This is a genomic window from Pseudomonas sp. GD04058, from assembly GCF_029836855.1.
GTDB lineage: Bacteria > Pseudomonadota > Gammaproteobacteria > Pseudomonadales > Pseudomonadaceae > Aquipseudomonas > Aquipseudomonas bharatica.
The window spans coordinates 92,417-114,093 of record NZ_JAOECN010000011.1 but is presented as its reverse complement, the minus strand read 5'-3'; the positions used below and the strand labels follow the sequence as shown (position 1 = coordinate 114,093).

The window sequence follows — 21,677 nt, the reverse complement described above, 5'->3', positions numbered from 1 at the left end:
TTCGTGCTTACCATCTACAACACCCTGAGCAAGACCAAGGAAGTATTCAAACCGCTGGAAGGCAACAAGGTGCGGATGTACGTCTGCGGCATGACCGTGTACGACTTCTGCCACCTGGGCCACGGCCGCAGCATGGTCGCCTTCGACCTGGTCACCCGCTGGCTGCGCTATAGCGGCTACGACCTGACCTACGTGCGCAACATCACCGACATCGACGACAAGATCATCAACCGCGCCAACGAGAACGGCGAGTCGTTCGACGCCCTGACCGCGCGCATGATCGATGCGATGCACGAGGACGAGCGCCGCCTGAACATCCTCAAGCCGGACCTGGAACCCCGTGCCACCGACCATATCCCGGGCATGCACGCGATGATCCAGACCCTGATCGACAAGGGTTACGCCTACGCCCCGGGCAACGGCGACGTGTACTACCGGGTCGGCAAGTTCGTCGGCTACGGCAAGCTGTCGCGCAAGAAGATCGAAGACCTGCGCATCGGCGCGCGGATCGAGGTGGACGAGGCCAAGCAGGACCCGCTGGACTTCGTCCTGTGGAAAGGCGTCAAGCCGGGCGAGCCGAGCTGGGAATCGCCGTGGGGCCCGGGACGTCCGGGCTGGCACATCGAGTGCTCGGTGATGTCCACCTGCTGCCTGGGCGAGAGCTTCGACATCCATGGTGGCGGCAGCGACCTGGAGTTCCCGCACCACGAGAACGAGATCGCCCAGAGCGAAGCGGCCACCGGCAAGCCTTACGCTGCGTCGTGGATGCACTGCGGGATGATCCGGATCAATGGCGAGAAGATGTCGAAGTCGCTGAACAACTTCTTCACCATCCGCGATGTGCTCGACAAGTATCACCCGGAGGTGGTCCGCTACCTGCTGGTGTCCAGCCACTACCGCAGCGCGATCAACTACTCCGAGGACAGCCTGCGCGACGCCAAGGGTGCCCTGGAACGCTTCTACCACGCGCTGCGCGGCCTGCCGCTGGTGGCGCCGCAGGGTGGCGAGGAATTCGTCGAGCGTTTCGCCGCGGCGATGAACGACGACTTCGGCACCCCCGAAGCCTGTGCCGTGCTGTTCGACCTGGTGCGCGAGATCAACCGTCTGCGCGACAGCGACGCACAGGCTGCGGCTGGCCTGGCAGGGCGTCTGCGCGAGCTGGGTGGTTTGCTGGGCGTGCTGCAGCTGGATGCCGACGAGTTCCTGCGTGCGGGGGCCGAGGGCAAGGTCGATGCAGCTGAAGTCGAGGCGCTGATCCAGGCCCGCCTGCAGGCCCGTGCCGACAAGAACTGGGCCGAGTCCGACCGCATCCGCGACCAGATCACTGCAATGGGCGTGGTGCTGGAAGACGGCAAGGGCGGGACCACCTGGCGTCTGGCTGACTGAAGCCTTGTGTTGCCAGCGATGGCCCCATCGCTGGCAAGCCAGCTCCCACAGGTATCAATCGCGTAAACCGCCGACCTTGTGGGAGCCGGCGTTGCCGGCGATGAGGCCATCAGCCTTTCACACCTGCCCCCGGCAGTGCATCACCAGCCGGGCCCCGCCGAGGTCGCTTTCCCCTACCTCCAGCCCGAACCCATGCAGATCGACGATCGCCGCGACGATCGACAGCCCCAGCCCGAACCCCGCATGCTTGTGGCCTTCCTCGCTGCGATAGAAGCGCTTCAGCACCGTCTCCCGCTCCTCCGCCGGAATCCCCGGCCCGCTGTCTTCCACCGCGATATGCACGCCGTCGTCATCGCTGCTGGCGCTGATTCGCACCTGGCCGCCGGCGGGGGTGAACTTCATCGCGTTACCCACCAGGTTGGCCAGGGCCTCGAACAGCAATTCGTGGTCGCCGAACAGCGGCGGCAGCGCCTCCGGCATCTTCAGCGCAAGGGCAATTTCGCCGTCTTCGGCAAGCGGCAGATAGAAGTCATGCAGTTCTGCCAGTAACGCCCCGGTCTCCAGTTCGACGAAGCCTGCGCGGCGCTGGCGGTCTTCCAGCTCGCTGATGCGCAGCAAGCCGCGGAAGCGCGCCATCAGGGTGTCGGTCTCGGCGATCGCCTGCTCCATCGCTTCGGCCTGGGGCGCATCATCCCCGGCCTGCTGGCGGATGCGGTACAACTGGGCGCGCAGGCGGGTCAGCGGCGTGCGCAGGTCGTGGGCGATGTTGTCGCAGACCCCCTTGACCTCATGCATCAGGCGCTCGATGCGGTCGAGCATGGCGTTGACGATGGCTGCCAGCATGTCCAGCTCGTCACGCCGCTGCGACAGCGGCAGGCGCCGGGTCAGGTCGCCGGCGACGATCTGCTCGGCGGTGGCCTGGATCGCGCGGATGCGCTTGAGTGGCCGACGCCGCAGCCAGTACCAGCCGGCGATGCCGGGAATGATGGTCAGTGAAAGTCCCCAGAGCAGGGCATGCAGGATGATCCGGGTGACCACGAACAGCGATCCGTTGTCGCGCACCAGTACCAGCCAGCGCCCGTCCGGTACCTTCAGCGCCACGCCGTCGCAACTGTCGGCCGGCAGGCGCGGGTCGTCGGCGTCGAGACAGCGCTTGAGCTCATGGATCCGCCCGTCGAGGCCGAGCCCTGCGGGCATCTGGCGGATCTGGCCGCCAAGCGGGTTGAATTGCGCGTCGAACAGGCCGTAGGCGTCGAAACTGCGTTCCTCGAAGGCCTGGCTGGCGATCAGCGCATCGTCCAGTTGCTTGCCGCTCATATGGGCGAACAGGTGCTGGCGCTGGGTCAGGGAATGCCGGGTCAGCTTGTTCAGGTAGCTGGACACTTCGAAGTACAGCACCCCCATGAGGATGCTGCTCCAGGCCACGAACAGGAAGCTGTACAGCGCCAGCAAACGGCTGGTGGACGAACTCCAGCCCTTATGCGGGTTCGGCAATGGCATAGCCGGAGCCTCGCACGGTGCGAATCAGCGGCGTCTGGCCGGGCGCATCGATCTTCTTGCGCAGGCGGCCGATATGCACATCGATCAGGTTGGTCCCGGGGTCGAAGTGATACCCCCAGACTTCCTCGAAGATCATCATCCGGGTAATCACCTGCCCGGCATGACGCATGAGGAATTCCAGCAGCTTGTACTCGGTGGGCAGCAGGTTCAGGGCCTGCTCGCCGCGTCGGGCCTCATGGCTGATAAGGTCCAGCTCCAGGTCAGCGACCTGCAGGCGGGTCTGGGTCATGGGCACGCTGTTGCGCCGCAGCAGTACCTCGACCCGGGCGGCCATTTCGTCGGAGGCGAAGGGCTTGGTCAGGTAGTCGTCACCCCCTGCGCGCAGGCCGCGCACCCGTTCGTCCACATCGGAGAGGGCACTGATCATCAGGATCGGCGTGGTGATCTTGAGGTTGCGCAGGGTGGTGACGATGGTCAGGCCATCGACTTCCGGCAGCATGCGGTCGACCGTGATCAGGTCGTAGCCGCCGGCGATGGCGCGGGCCAGGCCTTCGCGGCCGTTGTCGACCCACTCGACCTCGAGGCCATGGCTGGAAAGTTCGGCGACGATCTCCTGGCCGGTGACGGCATCGTCTTCGATAGTCAGTACGCGGGGCATGCTTTTACCTGGGCGGCGGTTGGAAACTGGATTGTGCCAAAGAATAGGCAAGGCCCGGGTTAAAGGAAATTTATGTTTGGAAGGGATTCAAGCTCCAAGCTGTAAGAGAAAAGCGGACGCGGGGCACCGGTTTTTCTTGCAGCTTGGAGCTTGTGGCTTGCAGCTTTAGAGAGCGACCTTGACGATCCAGCCAGCCGGGCCTTCCACGTCACCGCTCTGGATGCCGGTCAGTTCGGCATAGAGCTTCTTGGTGATCGGGCCGACTTCGGTCTCGCTGTGGAACACATGCAGCTTGCCGTTGTACTGGATGCCGCCGATCGGGGTGATCACGGCAGCGGTACCGCAGGCGCCGGCTTCCTTGAACTTGCCGATCTCGTCGATCAGCACGTCGCCTTCGATCACTTTCAGGCCCAGGCGCGAGGCGGCCAGCTCCATCAGCGACAGGCGGGTGATACCCGGCAGCACGGAGGCGGATTTAGGGGTGATGAATTCGTTGTCGGCAGTGATGCCGAAGAAGTTGGCCGAACCCACTTCCTCGATCTTGCTGTGGGTCAGCGGGTCGAGGTAGATGGCGTCGGCGAAGCCTTGTTTCTTGGCTTCGGCGCCCGGCATCAGGCTGGCCGCGTAGTTGCCGCCGACCTTGGCCGCGCCGGTGCCTTGCGGGGCGGCACGGTCGTAGCCGGAGATGATGAAGTTGTGCGGGGTCATGCCGCCCTTGAAGTAGGAACCGACCGGGATGGCGAACACCGAGAAGATGAACTCCGGCGCGGTGCGCACGCCAACGTTGTCACCCACGCCGATCACGAACGGACGCAGGTACAGGGCACCCTTGCCATATGGCGGGACAAAGCGTTCGTTGGCCTTGACCACCTGCTTGCAGGCCTCGATGAAAACGTCGGTCGGCACTTGCGGCATCAGCAGGCGGGCGCAGCTGCGGGCCATGCGCGCGGCGTTCTGGTCTGGGCGGAACAGGTTGATCGAACCGTCCTGGCAACGGTAGGCCTTGAGGCCTTCGAAGCATTGCTGGCCGTAGTGCAGGGCAGTGGAGCCTTCGCTGATGTGCAGGACGTTGTCTTCGGTCAGGGTGCCCGCGTCCCACGCGCCGTCGCGCCATACGGAGAGGTAGCGCTTGTCGGTCTTGATGTAGTCGAAGCCCAGCTTGTCCCAGTTAATGCTTTCGTTGCTCATGGCACCCTCGATCTGTTGGCAAAGGCCTGTACGTCAGGCCGCGCTTCGCGCGCAAGGCGGTCACGATAATACATCCCGTGCAGATCGGAAACGCCTGTCGGCAGATTCGCCGGGACAATTCGTCGTCCATCCGGATCAGCCGACCTGCGGTCGGATTTTCCCGCCGGGGTGGTAGATAGGCGTTTTTCAGGTTCGAAGTTCTGATCGGAGTCGCGTCTGTCCCATAAGTAATTTGCCGTTTTTAAAAGCCCGGCCCGCCTTTAGCCTGAACGCCCCATTCAAGGACGAGAGGGCTCGACATGAGCGAGAAACCCGAACCCGATATTCACTACCGGACCGTCAGCCAGCGTGTCGCCCCCGATCTGCTCGCGCGCAGCACGCAGGAGCGCCAGGCCCTGCGTGCCCGTCCGCCGCAGCCCATGCCGTGGCTGGCAGCGGCCGGCGCGACCCGCCCCGACCTCCTGGACGCCTTGCGCAGGGAATACCCCCGGCATCGGCAGTTGGCCGAAGCGGTCGACGGCTGGCTCAAGCCGCTTCCAGACGCTCAAACCTTCGCCGAACCGCTGTTGCGCGACGCGCTGCAAAAGACCTTCGGCATGGACCTGGACGTGCGTCATACCTTTCTGTTCAACGCAGCCAGGGCGCGGGTCGCCGAAGCGCATCTGAAAGGCAGCGATCCTGTGGTCAAGGCATTCCAGGTGGTCAAGGCCGCGACCCGGACCCTGCTGCAGGCGGCGCTGCAGAATTTCGAAGCCTACGAGGCCGAGGCAGGCGGCATGCAGGACGAGCGTCGCCCGTCGATGATATTCACCAGCGAAACCGGGCAACCCCTGGAGCCGGGCCGCCAGCTCGATCTGGTGCCCGAGCGCTTTGCCGCCCTGTGTCGCACCCTGGACCTGGGTGGACGCTACCAGCGCCTGATCGCCGCCACCTTCGAGCCCTCCGCGCAACCCTGGGAGACTGCCGAAGTGGCGAAGATCCGGCGTCGGTCCGGGTTCAAGGCCCTCGAACAATCGGCTTTCCGCCTTAACCTGCACCTGGCGTACCTGCAGGGCTGGATCGGCCAGGGTCTGTATGACGACCTGCTGGAAGTGGCGAAGAACGGCAAGGCCGGGTCGACCCTGGGCCGCGCGATGCTGCGGCTGTGGGAGGTGGAGCTCAATGGCATCGTGGTGTTCTTCCGGCCGCGGCCACCCGAGGAATCGATACGGGAGTTGCTGGTGTACCTGCCCGACGAGCCGAACCAGCCGCTGCGGGAGTTCCGGTCCATCCCCGCGTTCAACCGCTGGCTGGGCGGGCAGTTGCGCGATACGCAATGGCGCAAATACTTCCTGCGCTTCATCCCGGCCCGACAGCGTGAATCGCTGCAGCAACGGATCCACCGTACCCTGAACCCGAAGGTCTGGAACCCGGGCGGCTGGTACGAAGAGCGCGCGGACCCCAAGGCCGTGCTCCACCTGGGCAAGCGCGACTTTTCCGCACCGCTGTTCAATGCTTTGTTGCAGCGCAAGATCGCCGTGCTCAAGGATGACGGGTTGTTCCATGCCGTGCCCACCGCCGTCGAAAATCACAAGTCGGCGCAGGCGAAGATCGATTACTGGCTGGGCCTGGGCTTCGATGCGCTGAACCTGGCGGCCTTCGTCGTTCCCGGGCTGGGGGAGGTGATGCTTGCGGTCAACGTGGCCATGCTCGGCTATGAGGTCTATGAAGGCTTCGACAGCCTGACCAAGGGCGAGCGCGAGCAGGCCTGGAACTACTTTCTGGATGTTGCGGAAAACCTCGCGGTGATGGCTGCACTGGGAGCGGCCGGAGCGGCGGCGCATCGCTTCACCGGCAACCTGCCGCTGGCGGTGCGCAGCATGCGCCCGGTTCGTCTGGCCGACGGCAGCGTGCGCCTGTGGAAGCCGGACCTGGCGCCGTTCGCCTACGATATCGAGTTGCCCGCAGGACTCGAGCCTGACGAAAACGGACTGTATGCCTACCAGGGCCGCGAATGGCTGGCGCTGGACGGACGCTACTATTCGGTCCGCACGCTGCTGGGCACGGAGCAGGGTTTTCGCCTGGAGCACCCGGACCGGCCCTGGGCCTACGAGCCGACGCTGCGCCACAACGGCAATGGCGGTTGGTTGCACGAGTTGGATACACCGGAACAATGGCGGGGCATGGAGCTGTTCGGTCGCCAGGGACACCGTGAAGCCCGGGTCAGCGAGGCCATGGCGCAGCGCGCGATGCGCATCAGCAGCATCTCCGAGGCGCAGTTGCGCCATACCCTGGTGAACAGCCACCGCCCTCCGGCCCTGTTGACCGACACCCTGCGTCGCCTGTCCCTGGCCGAGACCCTGGAGCAGGCAGGCAACCTGGACGCCAACGCCTTCAAGGCCGGCTACATAGCGCAGTTGCCGCGCCTGTCCGTGCAAGGGCAGGTGTTGCAGCGCCAGTTCCCCGGGCTGCCCAATGGCCTGGTCGAGGAAATTCTCGCTTCGGCGAATGAACACGAGCTCAGCGAAATGGCCGCAGGCGGCCGCGTGTCCCTGCGCGTTGCCGAGGAAGCGCGGCGTTATCTGGAGCAGGTGCGCATTGCCCGGGCCTGTGAAGGGCTGTATCTCGATTACCCGGTCAGTGTCGATGCTGCCCGCCTGATGTTCCATGGCCTGGAAGGCTTGCCGAACTGGCCCAAGGGGGGGCGCATGGCCCTGGTCGAGGCTTCGCCTGGTAGCGAGCCGATCGCCACGATCGGTAGCGGCGACGAAGGAGTTGTCACGGTGGTCTTGCGCAGAGGTTCACCCTTGGCGTTTTGCCAGGCCCTGTTCGATGCCATCCCGCCCGTGCAGCGCACCGGCCTGGCACTCGACGACGCCGCCGCGCTGCGGCGCATGTTTCAGGAGCAACCGCTCGCGCCTCGCCAGCGACTACGTCAATGGCTCGGCATGCAGGTGCTGCGGCCAGGCTTCCGCTCGCCCCTGCGCCTGGCAGACGGACGTCTCGGTTATCCGCTCAGTGGCCGCGGCCAGGGCTTCTTCACCGAGGATGAGCTGCTCGACAAACTGCGCCTGCTGGAGCTGGACGACCTCTATCCGGAGGACGCGCTGTGGGCTCTGTATCGCAGCGGTCTCGACCGCAATGCGATCGACCTGCGCCTGAATCGCGCACTCGATGAGATGCAGGCCTTGCGTCAGCACCTGGATCGCTGGGTAATGGATTCGGCCCGCGAAGTCCTCAGCCACACCCGTCAGCGCAGCCGTGAGCGGATCGGCAACGGTTTATGGGACCATTGGCGGCGCAACACCCTGCCCGAACTCGGTCGTCCCGCCGCGCCGCTGGTGTTTTGGCAGGTCCAGCTGGCGGACCTGCCGGTGGGATTGCCGTCGTTCTTCCGCGAGCGGGTCGGCGCGGTGCTTCTGGACGAAGTGATCCTGCGCGAGGGCGAGGGCTTCCAGCAGGTCATCGGCGCGGACGCCTTGCTGGCGTTCGCCGAAGAGTTTCCCCGGCTGCGTTCTCTCGATATCCGTGCCGGGGCCTGGGAGCCGGGGTTGGCACAAACGGTGGCCCGCGCCTGGCCGGAGCTCGGCGCGCTGGCCCTGCGGGAGATCAGCCATTTACTCAGTCACCCGGACATCCGCGCCCTGGCCGGCCTGCCGCGCCTGCGCTGGCTGGAGCTGCGTGGCAGTCGTCTACTGGACCTGCCGGTCTCGGCGCTCAATGGCATGCAGCTCGATTACCTCGGCCTCGACTGGCTCGACCTGGGGACCTGGCCGCATTGGCTGGATACCCTGGCGCTGGAACGGATCGGCTCGCTGTCGCTGGTCGGTAACCGCCTGACCGAGGTGCCGCGGCTGATCCTCGAGGACCCCGAGCCGGCCGTGCGTACCCTGCGTATTGCCGCCCGGGGCAACCAGTTCGGCTACCAGGCCTGCTTCGACATGGTCATGGCCGAGCGTTTCCACGGCCGCTACAGCTTCGACCTAGGCCTGTCCCCGGCGATGGCCGACGAGCTTAACCGTCGAGTCCAGGAGCGCGCCCAGTTGCAGGACCTGCTGGAGGCCTGGGTCAATGCGGACCAGGCCGATGTGCCGCTGACCCCGGAGCACCGGGCTTATCGCCACCGCATCGCCGGCGTTCTGCTCGAATACTGGCGCGACACCTTGCGTGGCCTGGGGGCGGCGCGCCTGAATCTGGTGGACGTGGTGCTGACGGACTTCCCGGAGGCGCTTCCAGCATTTCTGACCGCGCGCATCGATCGACTCGACCTGACCCGCTTCGATGCCGAGCCGGCGGTACTGGAGCGCTTCGTCATGCAGTTCCCGCAGTTGGCCGAACTGTCCTTGGTGGGCGGTTCGCCGGCGATGGTGGCGGTGCCCGGGTTTCTGACCCGGCTGCCCCAACTGCGCGAGCTGGCACTGGTACGGGTGGGCATGACCATCGACCAGGCGGCCATGGAGGTGTTCGCCCGCATGCCGGTGCTGTCATCGCTGCAGCTGGATGGCAACCGCCTCGGCCAGATCAATGATGTGTCGATGTTCGACCAGCGCTTCTTCGGCTATCTCGGGTTGGCCCAGATGGACATCGCGGTCTGGCCCGCCTGGCTCAATTCCCTTCTGCCCCATGGCATCGAACTGCTGGGGCTGGATGACAACCTGCTGACCGAGCTGCCCGAGCAACTGCTGGAGAACCGTCGCACCGAGGCCGGGGTGGTGGAAATCTCGCTGCATAACAACCCGCTGACCCGCGCCACCTTGATCCGCGCCCACACATCGCAACATTTCAGCCGCCCATACACCTTCACCCTGGACCTGCCCGAAGACATCGCGGCGATGCCGCGGGAGGTACATGAGTCCGATTCCGACGATTCGGGTTCTCCGGGCACCGAGGACACCTGGATGTCGGACGACGACCCTGCCGCCACCTGGGAGACCGGTGATGTCGCCGACGACGCCCGGCATGAACTGCTCTGGGCCGGTTTGTCCGCCCGGGGCGATGCCGGCGCGCTGCTGGCCCTGGTGTCGCGTTTGCGCCATAGCGCCGACTACCGGACCGCCAGCACGCGCATGGAACTGGTGGAGCGCGTCTGGACCGTGCTCGAGGCTGCCAACGACGATGCCGAATTGCGCCTGACCCTCAATGGCATGGCCGAGGAACCGGTGGCGCAGGTGCACAACCATGACACTTGCCCCGATGGCATTCGCATGGAGTTCAACCAGATGGAACTGTTGGTGCATACCCGCCAGGCACTGCGCCAGATCCCTGCGCAGAACCGGGGGCCGGCGCTGTTTCGCCTGATGCGCGGGAATTTCCGTGCGCAGCGGCTGGACAGCATCGCCCGCGAGCGCGCCAACGGCCGCGACGAAGCCGAGGTGCGCCTGGCCTATCGCCTGCGCTGGGCCGAGCAGCTCGAACTGCCGCTGCCGCCCCGCGGCATGCTGTATCGACGGGTGGCCGATATTGCCCCGGGCGAGCTTGACCAGGCACTGATCCAGTTGCAACTGGAAGAAGCCGGAGCCGGATTGCAGCGCTTCGCGGCGCAGTGCGATTTCTGGGTGGCCTATCTGCGAGAGGCTTTCGCCGAACGCTTCAAGGCGCTCAAGGACGCCTACGAGGCGGCGGTGCTCGGTACCATCGACGTCTACCCCAATGACACCGCGGAACAGTCGGCCGAGCGCATCAGGGCGCTGGAGGACAAGTTCAAGCGTGATGAGCGGGAGTTGTTGGAGCGGCTGACCCTGGAGCAGTCGCTTTCCACGAGCTAAGGCTCGTTTCCGGGCGGGCCCCTGCCGGTCTTTCCGCGGACAGGAGCCTGCCTGGCAACCGACCCGGTCGCCCACCGGGAACCCCGACCCTTTTCAAATTCTCTCGCCCCCTCTTTAGCCTGAACGCCCCATTCAAGGACGAGAGGGCCTGACCATGGCCGCTGTACCCGAAACCGAAACACCCGATGCTCACTACCGGATCGTCAGCCAGCGCATCCCCAAGCGCCTGCTAGACACTCCCGCCGACGTACGCCAGGCCCTGCGCACCAGCGTGCCGCCGCCCATGCCCTGGCTGCAGGACGCCAGTGCCAACCAGCCCGAAGTCACCGCCGCCCTGGTCGAGGAGTATGCGCGGTTCCCGGTGCACGCCAAGGCGGTGCAGGCATTGCTTGCGCAAGTCCCGAGCGCCGAGGCTTTCGCCGAACCGCTGCTGCGCGATGCGCTGAAGACGACCTTCGGGCTGGACCTCGACGTGCACCATACGTTCCTGTTCAACGCCGTGCGGGCGCGCACCGCCGAGACCCACCTGGCCACTGCCGATCCGGTGGTCAGGGCCTTCCAGTCGGTGAAGGCGGCAACCCAGTCGCTACTGGCGTCTGCCCTGCAGAACTTCGAAGCGTTCGAGGCAGAGGAGGGCGGTATGCAGGTCGATCGGCGGCCCGCCCGTGTGTTCATCAGCGACAGTGGCCAGGTCGCCGAACCGAGCCGCGATGTAGACCTGGTCCCCGAACGCTTCGCCGCCCTGTGCCGCACCCTGGACCTGGGGGCCCGCTACCAGCGTCTGCTGGAGAAGCTGTTCGCCCCTGATCCGGTCCAGGATGAAAGCGCCGAAGCGGCCGCCAGCAATCGCCAGGCCCGCTTCAAGCTGTTCGAACAGTCGGCGTTGCGCCTCAACCTTCATCTGGCCCGCCTGCAGGGGCACATCGACCAGTCCAGCCATGACGCGCTGCTGGAGGTGGCAGGCAACGGCAAGGCCGACAACGGAATCGAGCGCAGCGTGCTGCGCCTCTGGGATGTGGAACTGAGCGGCATCGTGCTGTTCTACCGGCCGGGCTGCCTGGTGGTGTACATGCCGGACGAGCCCCGGCAACCCGTCCAGGCCTTCGTCAACCTCCAGGCTTTCCATGCCTCGCTTCGCGAGCGTTTGAAAGAGCCCGCCTGGCGCAACTACTTCCTGCGTTTCGTCCCGGCCAGGCAACGCGACGCGTTGATGCAGCGCATTCAACGCACCCTGTATCCGAAGGTGTGGAACCCTGGTGGCTGGTACGAACAGCGGTTCGACGGCGAGGCCAAGCTTCACCTCGAACAGCAGGTCTTCAGCGCGCCGCTGCTCAACGTCCTGCTCCAGCGCAAGATGGCGGCCCTCAAGGACGATGGCCTGTTCCACGCGGTCCCCACCGCCGTCGAGGATCATAAGTCGACCCAGGCCAAGATCGATTACTTCCTTTCGGTCGGCTTCAACGTGCTCAACGTCGCGGCTTTCGTGGTGCCGGGGCTGGGCGAGGTGATGTTGGGTGTCAATGCGGCGCTGCTCGGCTACGAGGTCTACGAAGGCTTCGACAGCCTGGCCAAGGGCGAGCGGGAAGAGGCCTGGGGCTACTTCATGGATGTCGGGGAAAACCTGGCACTGATCGCCGCGCTGGGGGCCGCAGGTGCCGTGGCCCATCGATTCAACGGCAGCCTGCCGCTGGCAGTACGCAGCATGCGTCCGGTCACCCTGGCAGATGGCAGCGTGCGCCTGTGGAAGCCCGACCTGGCGCCCTTCGCCTATGAGATCCGCTTGCCGGACGGGCTGCAGCCCGACGCCAATGGCCTGTACAGCTTCCAGGGCCGCCAGTGGCTGACCCTGGAGGGCCGGCATTACTCGGTGCGCACCTTGCTCGGCGAGGAGGGTTACCGGCTGGAACACCCGACCCGCAGTGGCGCCTATGCACCCTCCCTGGACCACAACGGCAACGGCGGCTGGCTGCATGAGCTGGACACACCCGAACAATGGCGTGGCAGCCAGCTGTTCCATCGTCAGGGGCCGCTGGAGGCAAGCGTCTCCGAGGAGATGGGGCGCAATGCCCTGCGCATCAGCGGGGTCAGCGAATCCCAATTGCGCCAGACCCTTGTCGAGCGCCAGCGCCCACCGGCGCTGCTGACCGACACCCTGCGCCGCCTGGTGCTGGCGCAAACCGCCGATGCCGCGACCTTCGCAGCCGATTACCAGGCCTCGCAAGCGCCTCTTTCACTGGCCGGACAAGCCTTGCAGCGCCAGTTCCGCAGCCTGCCGCATCGGGTCATCGAGGAGATCGTCGGGGCCGCGACGGAAACCGAGACCGGCGAAATGACCCGCTCCGGTCGTATTCCCCTGCGCGTCGCCGACGAAGCGCGGATTTTCCAGCAGCAGGTACGTATTGCCCGTGCCTGCGAGGGCCTGTACCTGGACCGGGAAATCAGCCTGGATAGCGCCCGGCTGATGCTGCACAGCCTGGAAACCCTGGCGGGCTGGCCGGAAAAACTGCGCATGGGCCTGTACGACGGCTGGATAGAGGGCCCGCGCCTGACCGGCATCGGCAGTGGCGACGAGCGGGAACTGGCGGTGGTCTGGGACCGGCAGTTGCCCGGGGAATTCTGCCAGGCCCTGTTCGACGCCATTCCTGGTGCCTACCGCGAGCGCCTGGAACTGACCGACGCCGGGTCGCTGTGGCGCCGATTGCAGGCCCAGCGACCGGCGTCGCGCCAACGCCTTCGCCAGTGGCTGGGGCTGCCGGAGGTCAAGCCGGCATTCCGCTCGCCCATGCGTCTGGCGGACGGCCGCGTCGGCCACCCGCTCAGTGGTAATGGCCAGGCGTTCTTCACCGAGGATGAGTTGCTCGACAAGCTGCGCTTGCTGGAACTGGATTACATTCATGCCGAGGATGCCTTGCAGGCCCTGTACCGCAGCGGGCTGGACCGGGCCGCGATCAATACCCGCCTCAACCGCTTGCTGGGCGAGTTGCTGGAACTGCGTCATGCCCTGGACCGCTGGGCCCAGGAGACAGCCCAGGAAAACCTGACCCTGCGGCGTCAACGCAGTCGCGAACGTATCGGCCTGGCCCTATGGGAACACTGGCGCCGCAGCATCCTTCCGGAGTTGGGGCAACCGGCCTCGCGGCTGATCCTGTTCCAGGTGCAACTGGCGGACTTCCCAAGGGAATTGCCTGGGTTCTTCCGTGAGCGGGTGCGTTCGATCCTGCTGGATGAAACGATCTGGCAGGAGGGCGCCAGCTACGCGCGGATCATCAGCGAGCACCAGTTGCAGGGCCTCGCCCGGCACTTTCCCGAACTCACTACCCTTGACATCCGCCGCGGCGAATGGAGTGTCGGCCTGCCGCAAATGCTGGGGCGTGCCTGGCCGCGCCTGGCCTCCCTGGGCCTGCGCGAGACGGGCGTACCCATCGGCCACCAGGATCTCCAGGCAATGGCCGCGCTGCCGCAGTTGCGCTGGCTGGACCTGCGCGGCATGAGCCTGCTGGATATGCCCGATACCGCGCTGGACGGCCTGACCCTGGATTACCTGGGGCTCGACTGGATGAGTCTGCAACGCTGGCCGAACTGGCTGAACAACGCTGCGCTCAGGCGGATCGGCGACCTGTCGCTGCTCGGCAACCGCCTGACCGAACTGCCGTCGGAAATCCTGCGCAATACCGAGACGGTGGAGCGACCGCTGCGCATTGTCCTGCTTGGTAATCGCTTCGGTTTCCAGGCCCTGCTCGACCTGCGCCTGGCCCAGCGCTTCCTTGGTCGCTTCACCTTCGACCTGGGGCTGTCCATGAGCACGGAGTATGAGCTCAACTGGCGTATCCAGGAACGCACCCAACTGTGCGATGCCTTGGAAAGCTGGGCCAACGCCGCCGTCGAGGACAGCGGATCGCGCGCCTCCGCGCAGGCCACCTACCGTCACCGCATCGCCACGGAGCTGCTTAACTATTGGCGCGACAGCCTGAGGACGGACGGCGTGGCCTTGCTGGACCTTGAAGACCTGGACCTCGACGAATTCCCCGAACAGTTGCCCGGCTTCTTCCCGGAGCGTGTCAGGCGCCTGGACCTGACGCGCTTCAGGGGCGAGGCCGCGAGCCTGGAGCGTTTCGTCAGGCGCTTTCCCCAACTGACCGAGCTGTCGCTGATCGATGGCCACACGGCGCTAGGTAGCGTGCCCGAGTTTCTCACCGGCCTCATCCACCTGCGCGAACTGGCCCTGGTGCGCATGGGGCTGGTGGTCGACCAGGCGGCCATGGCAGTGCTGGCGCGCATGCAGGTACTGTCATCGCTGCAGCTCGATGGCAACCTTCTGGGCCCCATCACCGACGTTTCGATGTTCGACCTGCGCTACCTGAACTTCCTTGGGCTGGGCCAGATGGGCATCAGCCAATGGCCCGAATGGCTGACCAGCCTGCTGCCCCATTGCGTGGAACATGTCAACCTGGATGACAACCTGCTTACCGAATTGCCGGACGTGCTGCTGGATAACCACCGCATTAACGACGGAGCAGTGGAAATCACGCTGCACAACAATCCCTTGAGCCGGGAAACCATGATTCGTGCCCATACTTCGCAGCGCTACAACCGGCCGTACTCCTTCACCATGGACCTGCCCGAGGACATCGCCGCGATGCCTACCGATTCCCATTCCTCCGATTCCGAGGATTCTTTCTCGCCGGACGATTCCAGTCATTCAGAGGAAAGCCCCGCCACCATCTGGCAGACCGGTGATGAGGAGCAGGATGGGCGTAACCAAGCGATCTGGGCAGGATTGCAGGCCGAAGGCGATGCCGGCTCGCTGCTGGGGCTGATCTCGCGGCTGCGCCACAGCGCCGATTATCGAACCCTCGCCACCCGTGGCGAACTGGTGGAGCGGGTGTGGAGGGTGCTGGCCGCGGCGCAGGCCGACAGCGAATTGCGCTTGACCCTCAATGGCATGGCCGAAGAGCCGCTGGTGCAATTGCACCAGCATGACACCTGTCCCGATGGCATCCGCCTGGAGTTCAACCAGATGGAGTTCCAGGTCCATACCCGCCAGGCCCTGCGCGACATACCCGAGAACAACCGGGGGCCGGCCCTGTTCCGCCTGATGCTCAGCATTTTCCGCATGCAGACCCTCGACCGCCTGGCCCGCGAGTGGGCAGGGACGCGGGATGAGGCGGAAGTGCGCCTGGCCTATCGTCTGCGCTGGGCAACGCAACTGGACCTGCCCCTGCCGCCCCGGGGCATGCTTTACCGCAGCGCGGCGGAGATTGCACCCGGGGAGCTCAACCAGGTGTATACCCGGGTAATTCTGGGGGAAATGGGCCCTGAGTTGCTCCGCTTCGCAGCCCAGTGCGACTTCTGGGTGGCGTACCTGCGCGAAGCCTTCGCCGATCGCTTCACGGCACTCAAGGAAGCCTACGAGGCGTCGGTGCTGGAGGTGACCGACGCCTATCCCGATGAACCCGCCGAGCAGTCGGCGTTACGGATCAAGGCCCTGGAAGACAAGTACAAGGCCGATGAAAAGGCGCTGCTGGAAACCCTGACCTTCGAGCGCTCGTTCCCCCGCACCTGAGTCCAAGCCCAGGGCTGCGGCCCTCACGCCAGCACAAAGCAGTGCCGGCGTGAGGGCCCGCGGCAACGCCACGTCACCGGGAACACCGACCCTTTTCCACGCCATTCGCCCCGCCCTTAGCCTGAACGCCCGATTTCACGGACGAAAAGGCCCGCCATGACCGAACTGACCGCCGCTGCATCCCCCGAAGTCCCCGATATTCATTACCAGACCGTCAGCCAGCGGGTGCCTGGATGGCTGCTGGACAGCACCACGCCACAGCGCGAGGCCCTGCGCGCTGCGCTACCCCGGCCAATGCCCTGGCTGCAGACGGCCAGACGCGAACAACCGCAGGTGATCGCGGCCCTGCACGAGGAGTACCAACGCCATCGATCCCTCGCCACGAAGGTTGAGGGCTTTCTTGCCCAGTTGCCTACGGCCGAGGCATTCGCCGAACCGCTGCTGCGCGAGGCGCTAGGGAAAACCTTCGGCCTCGACCTGGATGTGCATCGCACCTTCCTGTTCAACGCCGTCCGTGCACGGGTCGATGCGCAGCGCCTGAGCAGCGGAGATCCTGTGGCCAATGCGTTTCAGATCGTCAAGGTCGCGACCCAGCCCCTGCTTCTGGCGGCGCTGCAGAATTTCGAAGCCTTCGAGGCCGAGACCGACGGCATGCGCGACGAGCGTCGCCGTTCGGCGATCTTCGCCAGCGAGACCGGCAAGGTGCTGGAGCCGACCCGCGACATCGACCTGCTGCCCGAGCGTTTCGCCGCGATGTGCCGCACCCTGGACCTGGGGGGGCGATACCAGCAATTGATCGACTCGATTTTCCGCCCTGTGCCCAGGGCTGGCGAGACCGTGGAAAGCGCAGCGACGGATCGCCAGCTGTGTTTCCGGCAGTTCGAGCAATCGAGCCTGCGCCTGACCCTGCACCTGGCGCGCTTGCGCGCATGGATCGACCAGGCACTCTACGAGGACCTGCTCAAGGTCGCCGACAACGCTCCGGCCAAGGGCGCCAGCGCCCTGTATATCTGGGAGGTGCAGCTCAACGGTATCGTTCTGTTCTCCCGGCCCCAGGGCCTGGTGGTGTACATGCCGGACGAGCCGCGCCAGCCCTTGCAACTGTTCGAGTCGCTGGAGGCATTCCAGGCCTCGCTGCGCGAGCGCTTGAAGGAGCCCGCCTGGCGCCGCTACTTCCTGCGTTTCGTGCCGGCCCGGCAGCGCGGGCACCTGCTGCGGCGAGTCCAGGAGCACCTGTTCCCGAAAGTGTGGAATGCCGGAGGCTGGTACGAGGAGCGCTACGACAGCAGCGCCTCCCTGGGCTTGAGCACGCTGCAGATCACTGCTCCGCTGTTCGATTTCGTCCTGCGCGGCAAGGTCGCCATGCTCAAGGACGACGGTCTGTATCACGCGGTGCCCAGCGCCGCCGAAGACCACAAGTCGCTGGAGGACAAGGTCGCCTACTACCTCGGGCTTGGCCTGGATGTGCTCAATGTCGCCGCGTTCGTGGTCCCTGGCCTGGGCCTGGTGATGCTGGGCGTGAATGCGGCTCTGCTGGCCTACGAGGTGTACGAAGGCTTCGACAGCCTGGCCAAGGGCGATCGCGAGGCGGCCTGGGGGTACTTCATGGATGTCGGTGAGAACCTGGCGATCATGGCCGCGCTCGGGGCCGCCGGCGCTGCGGCGCAACGCTTCACCGGCAATCTGCCGCTGGCGGTACGCAGCATGCGTCCGGTGACCCTTGCCGACGGCAGCCTGCGCTTATGGAAACCGGACCTGGCGCCCTTCGCCTACGACGTCGAGTTGCCCGCCGGCCTGAAGCCCGGGGAGAACGGCCTGTACAACTGGGAAGGGCGGCAATGGCTGAAGCTGGACGGGCGCTATTATTCGGTACGGACCCTGCTGGATAGCGAGACCGGGTTCGTCCTCGAACACCCCGAGCACGCCGATGCCTACCAGCCGCCCGTGCGGCATAACGGCAATGGCGGCTGGCTGCACGAGCTGGACACCCCGGAACAGTGGCGGGGCGAGGAACTGTTCCGTCGAGCCGGGGCGCTCGAGGCCCAGGTATCGACTGAAATGGCCCAGCGCGCCCTGCGCATCAGCGGCGTCAGCGAGGCGCAACTGCGCCAGGCGCTGGTGGAGTGCCGACGCCCCCCGGCGCTGCTCAGCGACACCCTGTATCGCCTGGCCATGGCTGACGCGGTGGGGCGCTTTTCCCTGGGGGATGTCCCCGGCCTGCCCGGGACGATCGAGTCCGAGGTCTTCGTCCAGGGCTATGCCCGCCGGCAAGCCGACCTGTCGCCGGCGGGCAAGGTGCTCGGGCAGCAGTTCGACAGCCTGCCCAAGCGCATCGTCGAGGAAATCGTCGGTGCCGCGACGGCGCAGGAAACCGCACAGATGACCGAGCAGGCCAAGGTGCCCCTGCGCCTTGCCGAAGAGGCACGTCTCTACCAGCAGCAGGTGCGCATCGCCCGGGCCTGCGAGGCGTTCTACCTTGACGTGGAGGCCAATCCCGACGGTGCCAGTTTGCTGCTCCACGGACTCGCCGGGCTGCCGGGATGGCCGGCAGCGCTGCGCATAGAACTGTACGAAGGTAGCCTGGACGGCCCGCTGCTGGCCTCAATCGGCACGGGAGAAACGCCGCCGATCAAGGTGGTCTGGCAGCGGCAACTGCCCCGCGAGTTCTGCGCAGTGTTGTACGAGGCCCTGCCGGAAACGGCCCGTAGCGGGCTCGACCTGGCCGATGCCGCCGCTCTGCGCAGCAAGCTCCAGGCCCAGCCCCTGGCGCCACGCCAGCGCCTGCGTGAATGGCTTGGCATGCAGCCGATCAAGCCGGGCTTCCGCTCGCCGCTGCGCCTGGCGGACGGGCGCCTCGGCTACCCCCTCAGCGGCCGCGGCACGCCGTTCTTCACCGAGGACGAGCTGCTGGACAAGCTGCGCCTGCTGGAGCTGGACGACCTTTATCCGGAGGACGCGCTCCAGGCCCTGTACCGGGCCGGTCTCGACCGCAGCGCCGTGGCCCGGCGCCTGGACACCTTGCTGGACGAGATGCAGGCATTGCGCGAACACCTGGACCATTGGGTCATGGAGTCTGCCGCGCAAGTCATGAGCGAGGCGCGCCAGCGCAGCCGCGAGCGTATCGGCAATGCCCTGTGGGACCATTGGCGGCGCAACATCCTGCCCGAGCTCGGCCGGCCCGCCACTGCGCTGACGCTGTACCAGGTGCAACTGGCGGACCTTCCGGCGCAACTGCCGGCCTTCATGCGTGAACGGGTCACGGCCTTGCTCCTGAGCGAGGTGGTGCAGGGCGAAGGCAGCCCCCAGGCGCCGCTGATCGGCGAGCCGATGCTGCGGAGCCTGGCCCGGCGCTTGCCCAACCTGACCACCCTGGATATTCGCGGAGGCGCATGGCGCGATGGCATGGTGCGAAGCGTGGTTCGCGCCTGGCCACGCCTGCGCGCCCTGGGCTTGCGTGACCAATTGACGATGCTTGGCTACAACGACCTACGCACCCTGGCCAGCCTGCCACAACTGCGCTGGCTTGAACTACGTGGCAGCCGCCTGATCCATACCTCTGTGCCGCTGTTCGAAGGGTTGACACTCGACTACCTGGGGCTGGGCTGGTTGGAGTTGCATGAGTGGCCGCGCTGGCTGAACCGCGAGATGCTGGCCCGTATCGGCGAGGTGTCGCTGGCGGGCAACCACTTGATCGAGGTGCCAGCGGAGATCCTGGAGGAGGTCGGTGCGGCAGGCAGGCCGACGCGAATCCAGTTGCGCGATAACTCACTTGGTTGCCAGGCCCTGCTTGACCTGCGGGTTGCCGAATACTTCCGCGGCCGCTTCACCTTCGATCTGGGGATCTCCCCGGCCCTGACCGAAGAACTGAACCGACGCATCGTCGAGCGCGTGCAGTTGCAGACGGTACTGCAGGCCTGGAGCAACGATCCGGCCCGGACTTCGGCGGCGGATTACCGGCCACGCATCACCCGCCTACTGCTCGGCTACTGGCGCGAAAACCTTTATTCACCCAATGCTGCGTTGCTTTACCTGGAGGACGTGGCGCTGGGTGATTTTCCCGACAACCTGCCCCCCTTCATCACCGAACGGGTGCGCCGCCTCGAACTGACCCGCTTCGATGCCAGCGGGCGCAGCCTCGAACAGTTTCTCGGGCAGTTCCCGCAACTGACCGAGCTTTCGCTGGTGGATGGGCGGCCGGCTTTGGCCAGCGTGCCGGAGTTCCTTGCCACCTTGCCCCGGCTGCGCGAGCTGGCGTTGGTGCGCATGGGCCTGACCATCGACCAGACGGCCATCGACACCTTTGCCCGCATGCCTCATCTGTCCTCGCTGCAGCTCGACGGCAACCGCCTCGGTGCGATCCACGATGTCTCGCCGTTCACCGAGCGCTTCTTCGACTACCTCGGCCTGGCAAATATGGGCATCGAGACCTGGCCAGCCTGGCTAAGCGAACTGCTGCCGCGCAATATCGAATTGCTCGGCCTGGATGACAACCAGCTCACCGAACTGCCCCGTCAGATCCTGGAAAACCGCTACGTTGCCGATGGTTCCGTGGATATCTCGCTGCGCAACAACCCCCTGACCCGGGAAACCCTGATCCAGGCCTACACCTCGCAGCATGCCAACCGTCCCTACGCCCTGACCCTGGACCTGCCGGAGGATATTGCGGCACTGGATGCACGCCTGCACTCCTCGGATTCGGAGGGGGGCGGCGTGGAATCGGACGAGCCAATGTCGTCGGAAGACGACCCCGGCATCACCTGGCAGACCGGCGATGCCGAAGCGGACTCGCGCAACCAGTCGACCTGGGCTCGGCTCGCCAGCCAGGGCGATGCCGATGCCTTGCTGCAGTTTGTTGCGCGCCTGCGTCACAGTGCCGATTACCGGGCAGCCATCACCCGTGGCGAGATGATCGCGCGGGTTTGGACGGTACTGGCGGCGGCCGGCGAGGATACCGAGTTGCGCCAGGCCCTCAATGGCATGGCCGAGGAGCCCCTGCGCCAGTTGCATAACCATGACACCTGCCCGGACGGCATCCGCCTGGAGTTCAACCAGATGGAGTTGATGGTCCATGTCCGCCAGGCCGTGCGCGAGGTGCCCGAGGCCAATCGTGGCATGGCGCTGTTTCGCCTGATGCGCGGGATCTTCCGCGCCCAGTCCCTGGATCGCATCGCTCGGGAGCGAGCTGGAACGCGGGACGAAGCAGAGGTACGGCTGGCCTATCGACTGCGTTGGGGCGAGGTGCTCGAGCTACCGCTGCCGCCGCGGGCGATGCTCTACCGCAGTGAAGCCGAGCTGGTCCCCGGTGAGCTGGAACAGGCCTTGAACCAGGTACTCCAGGAGGAGCGCGGCGCGCAATTGTCGGGTTTCGCGGCGGACTGCGAGTTCTGGACAACCTACTTGCGCGAGACCTATGCCGATCGTTTCAAGGCGCTCAAGACGGCCTACGAGCAGGCGGTGCTGGACGCCACCGACCTCTATCCCGATGACAGCCCCGAGCAATCGGCGGCACGGATTCGTGCCCTGGAGGACAAGTTCAAGCGCGATGAGCGGTCGCTGCTGGAGCGCCTGACCGTCGAGCAGGCCGTGGCCGCCGCATCACAGGGGCAAGCCCTCCCATCCGATCAAGGCGCAAGGTGAT

The 21,677-nt window shown here is 65.8% G+C and carries 7 protein-coding genes; 4 read left to right on the top strand and 3 right to left on the bottom strand.

Features of this window, described 5'->3' with window-relative positions; genetic code table 11:
- The first annotated feature begins 3 nt into the window (after positions 1-3).
- Positions 4-1,386, top strand: coding sequence for a cysteine--tRNA ligase (gene cysS / locus N7650_RS12335; RefSeq protein ID WP_009394548.1), 1,383 nt, complete (start codon positions 4-6; stop codon positions 1,384-1,386).
- Positions 1,387-1,503: 117 nt separating this feature from the next.
- On the opposite strand, the gene N7650_RS12330 is transcribed toward cysS, so the two are convergent.
- From N7650_RS12330 to N7650_RS12320, 3 genes are all read right to left on the bottom strand, one after another.
- Complete coding sequence (locus N7650_RS12330) at positions 1,504-2,886, bottom strand: HAMP domain-containing sensor histidine kinase (protein WP_064304318.1); 1,383 nt, start codon at positions 2,884-2,886, stop codon at positions 1,504-1,506.
- Positions 2,864-3,544: a response regulator transcription factor gene (locus N7650_RS12325; protein WP_009394551.1), complete on the bottom strand. Its 681-nt coding sequence runs from the start codon at positions 3,542-3,544 to the stop codon at positions 2,864-2,866. The genes N7650_RS12330 and N7650_RS12325 overlap by 23 nt, the downstream gene beginning before the upstream one ends.
- Before the next feature lie 165 nt (positions 3,545-3,709).
- Positions 3,710-4,732 (bottom strand): branched-chain amino acid aminotransferase, encoded by a 1,023-nt coding sequence (locus N7650_RS12320; protein WP_009394554.1) that lies wholly within the window; start codon positions 4,730-4,732, stop codon positions 3,710-3,712.
- A gap of 299 nt (positions 4,733-5,031) precedes the next feature.
- On the opposite strand from N7650_RS12320, the gene N7650_RS12315 reads away from it, so the two are divergent.
- From N7650_RS12315 to N7650_RS12305, 3 genes are all read left to right on the top strand, one after another.
- Positions 5,032-10,476: a DUF6543 domain-containing protein gene (locus N7650_RS12315; protein WP_279898425.1), complete on the top strand. Its 5,445-nt coding sequence runs from the start codon at positions 5,032-5,034 to the stop codon at positions 10,474-10,476.
- A 154-nt stretch (positions 10,477-10,630) separates the two neighbouring features.
- On the top strand, positions 10,631-16,039 hold the full coding sequence (locus N7650_RS12310; RefSeq protein ID WP_279898423.1) for a DUF6543 domain-containing protein: 5,409 nt from the start codon (positions 10,631-10,633) through the stop codon (positions 16,037-16,039).
- A 156-nt stretch (positions 16,040-16,195) separates the two neighbouring features.
- Positions 16,196-21,676 carry an NEL-type E3 ubiquitin ligase domain-containing protein gene (locus N7650_RS12305; RefSeq protein ID WP_279898421.1) on the top strand — a complete coding sequence of 1,827 codons (5,481 nt, stop codon included), beginning with the start codon at positions 16,196-16,198 and terminating at the stop codon, positions 21,674-21,676.
- The last annotated feature ends 1 nt before the right edge of the window (position 21,677 follow it).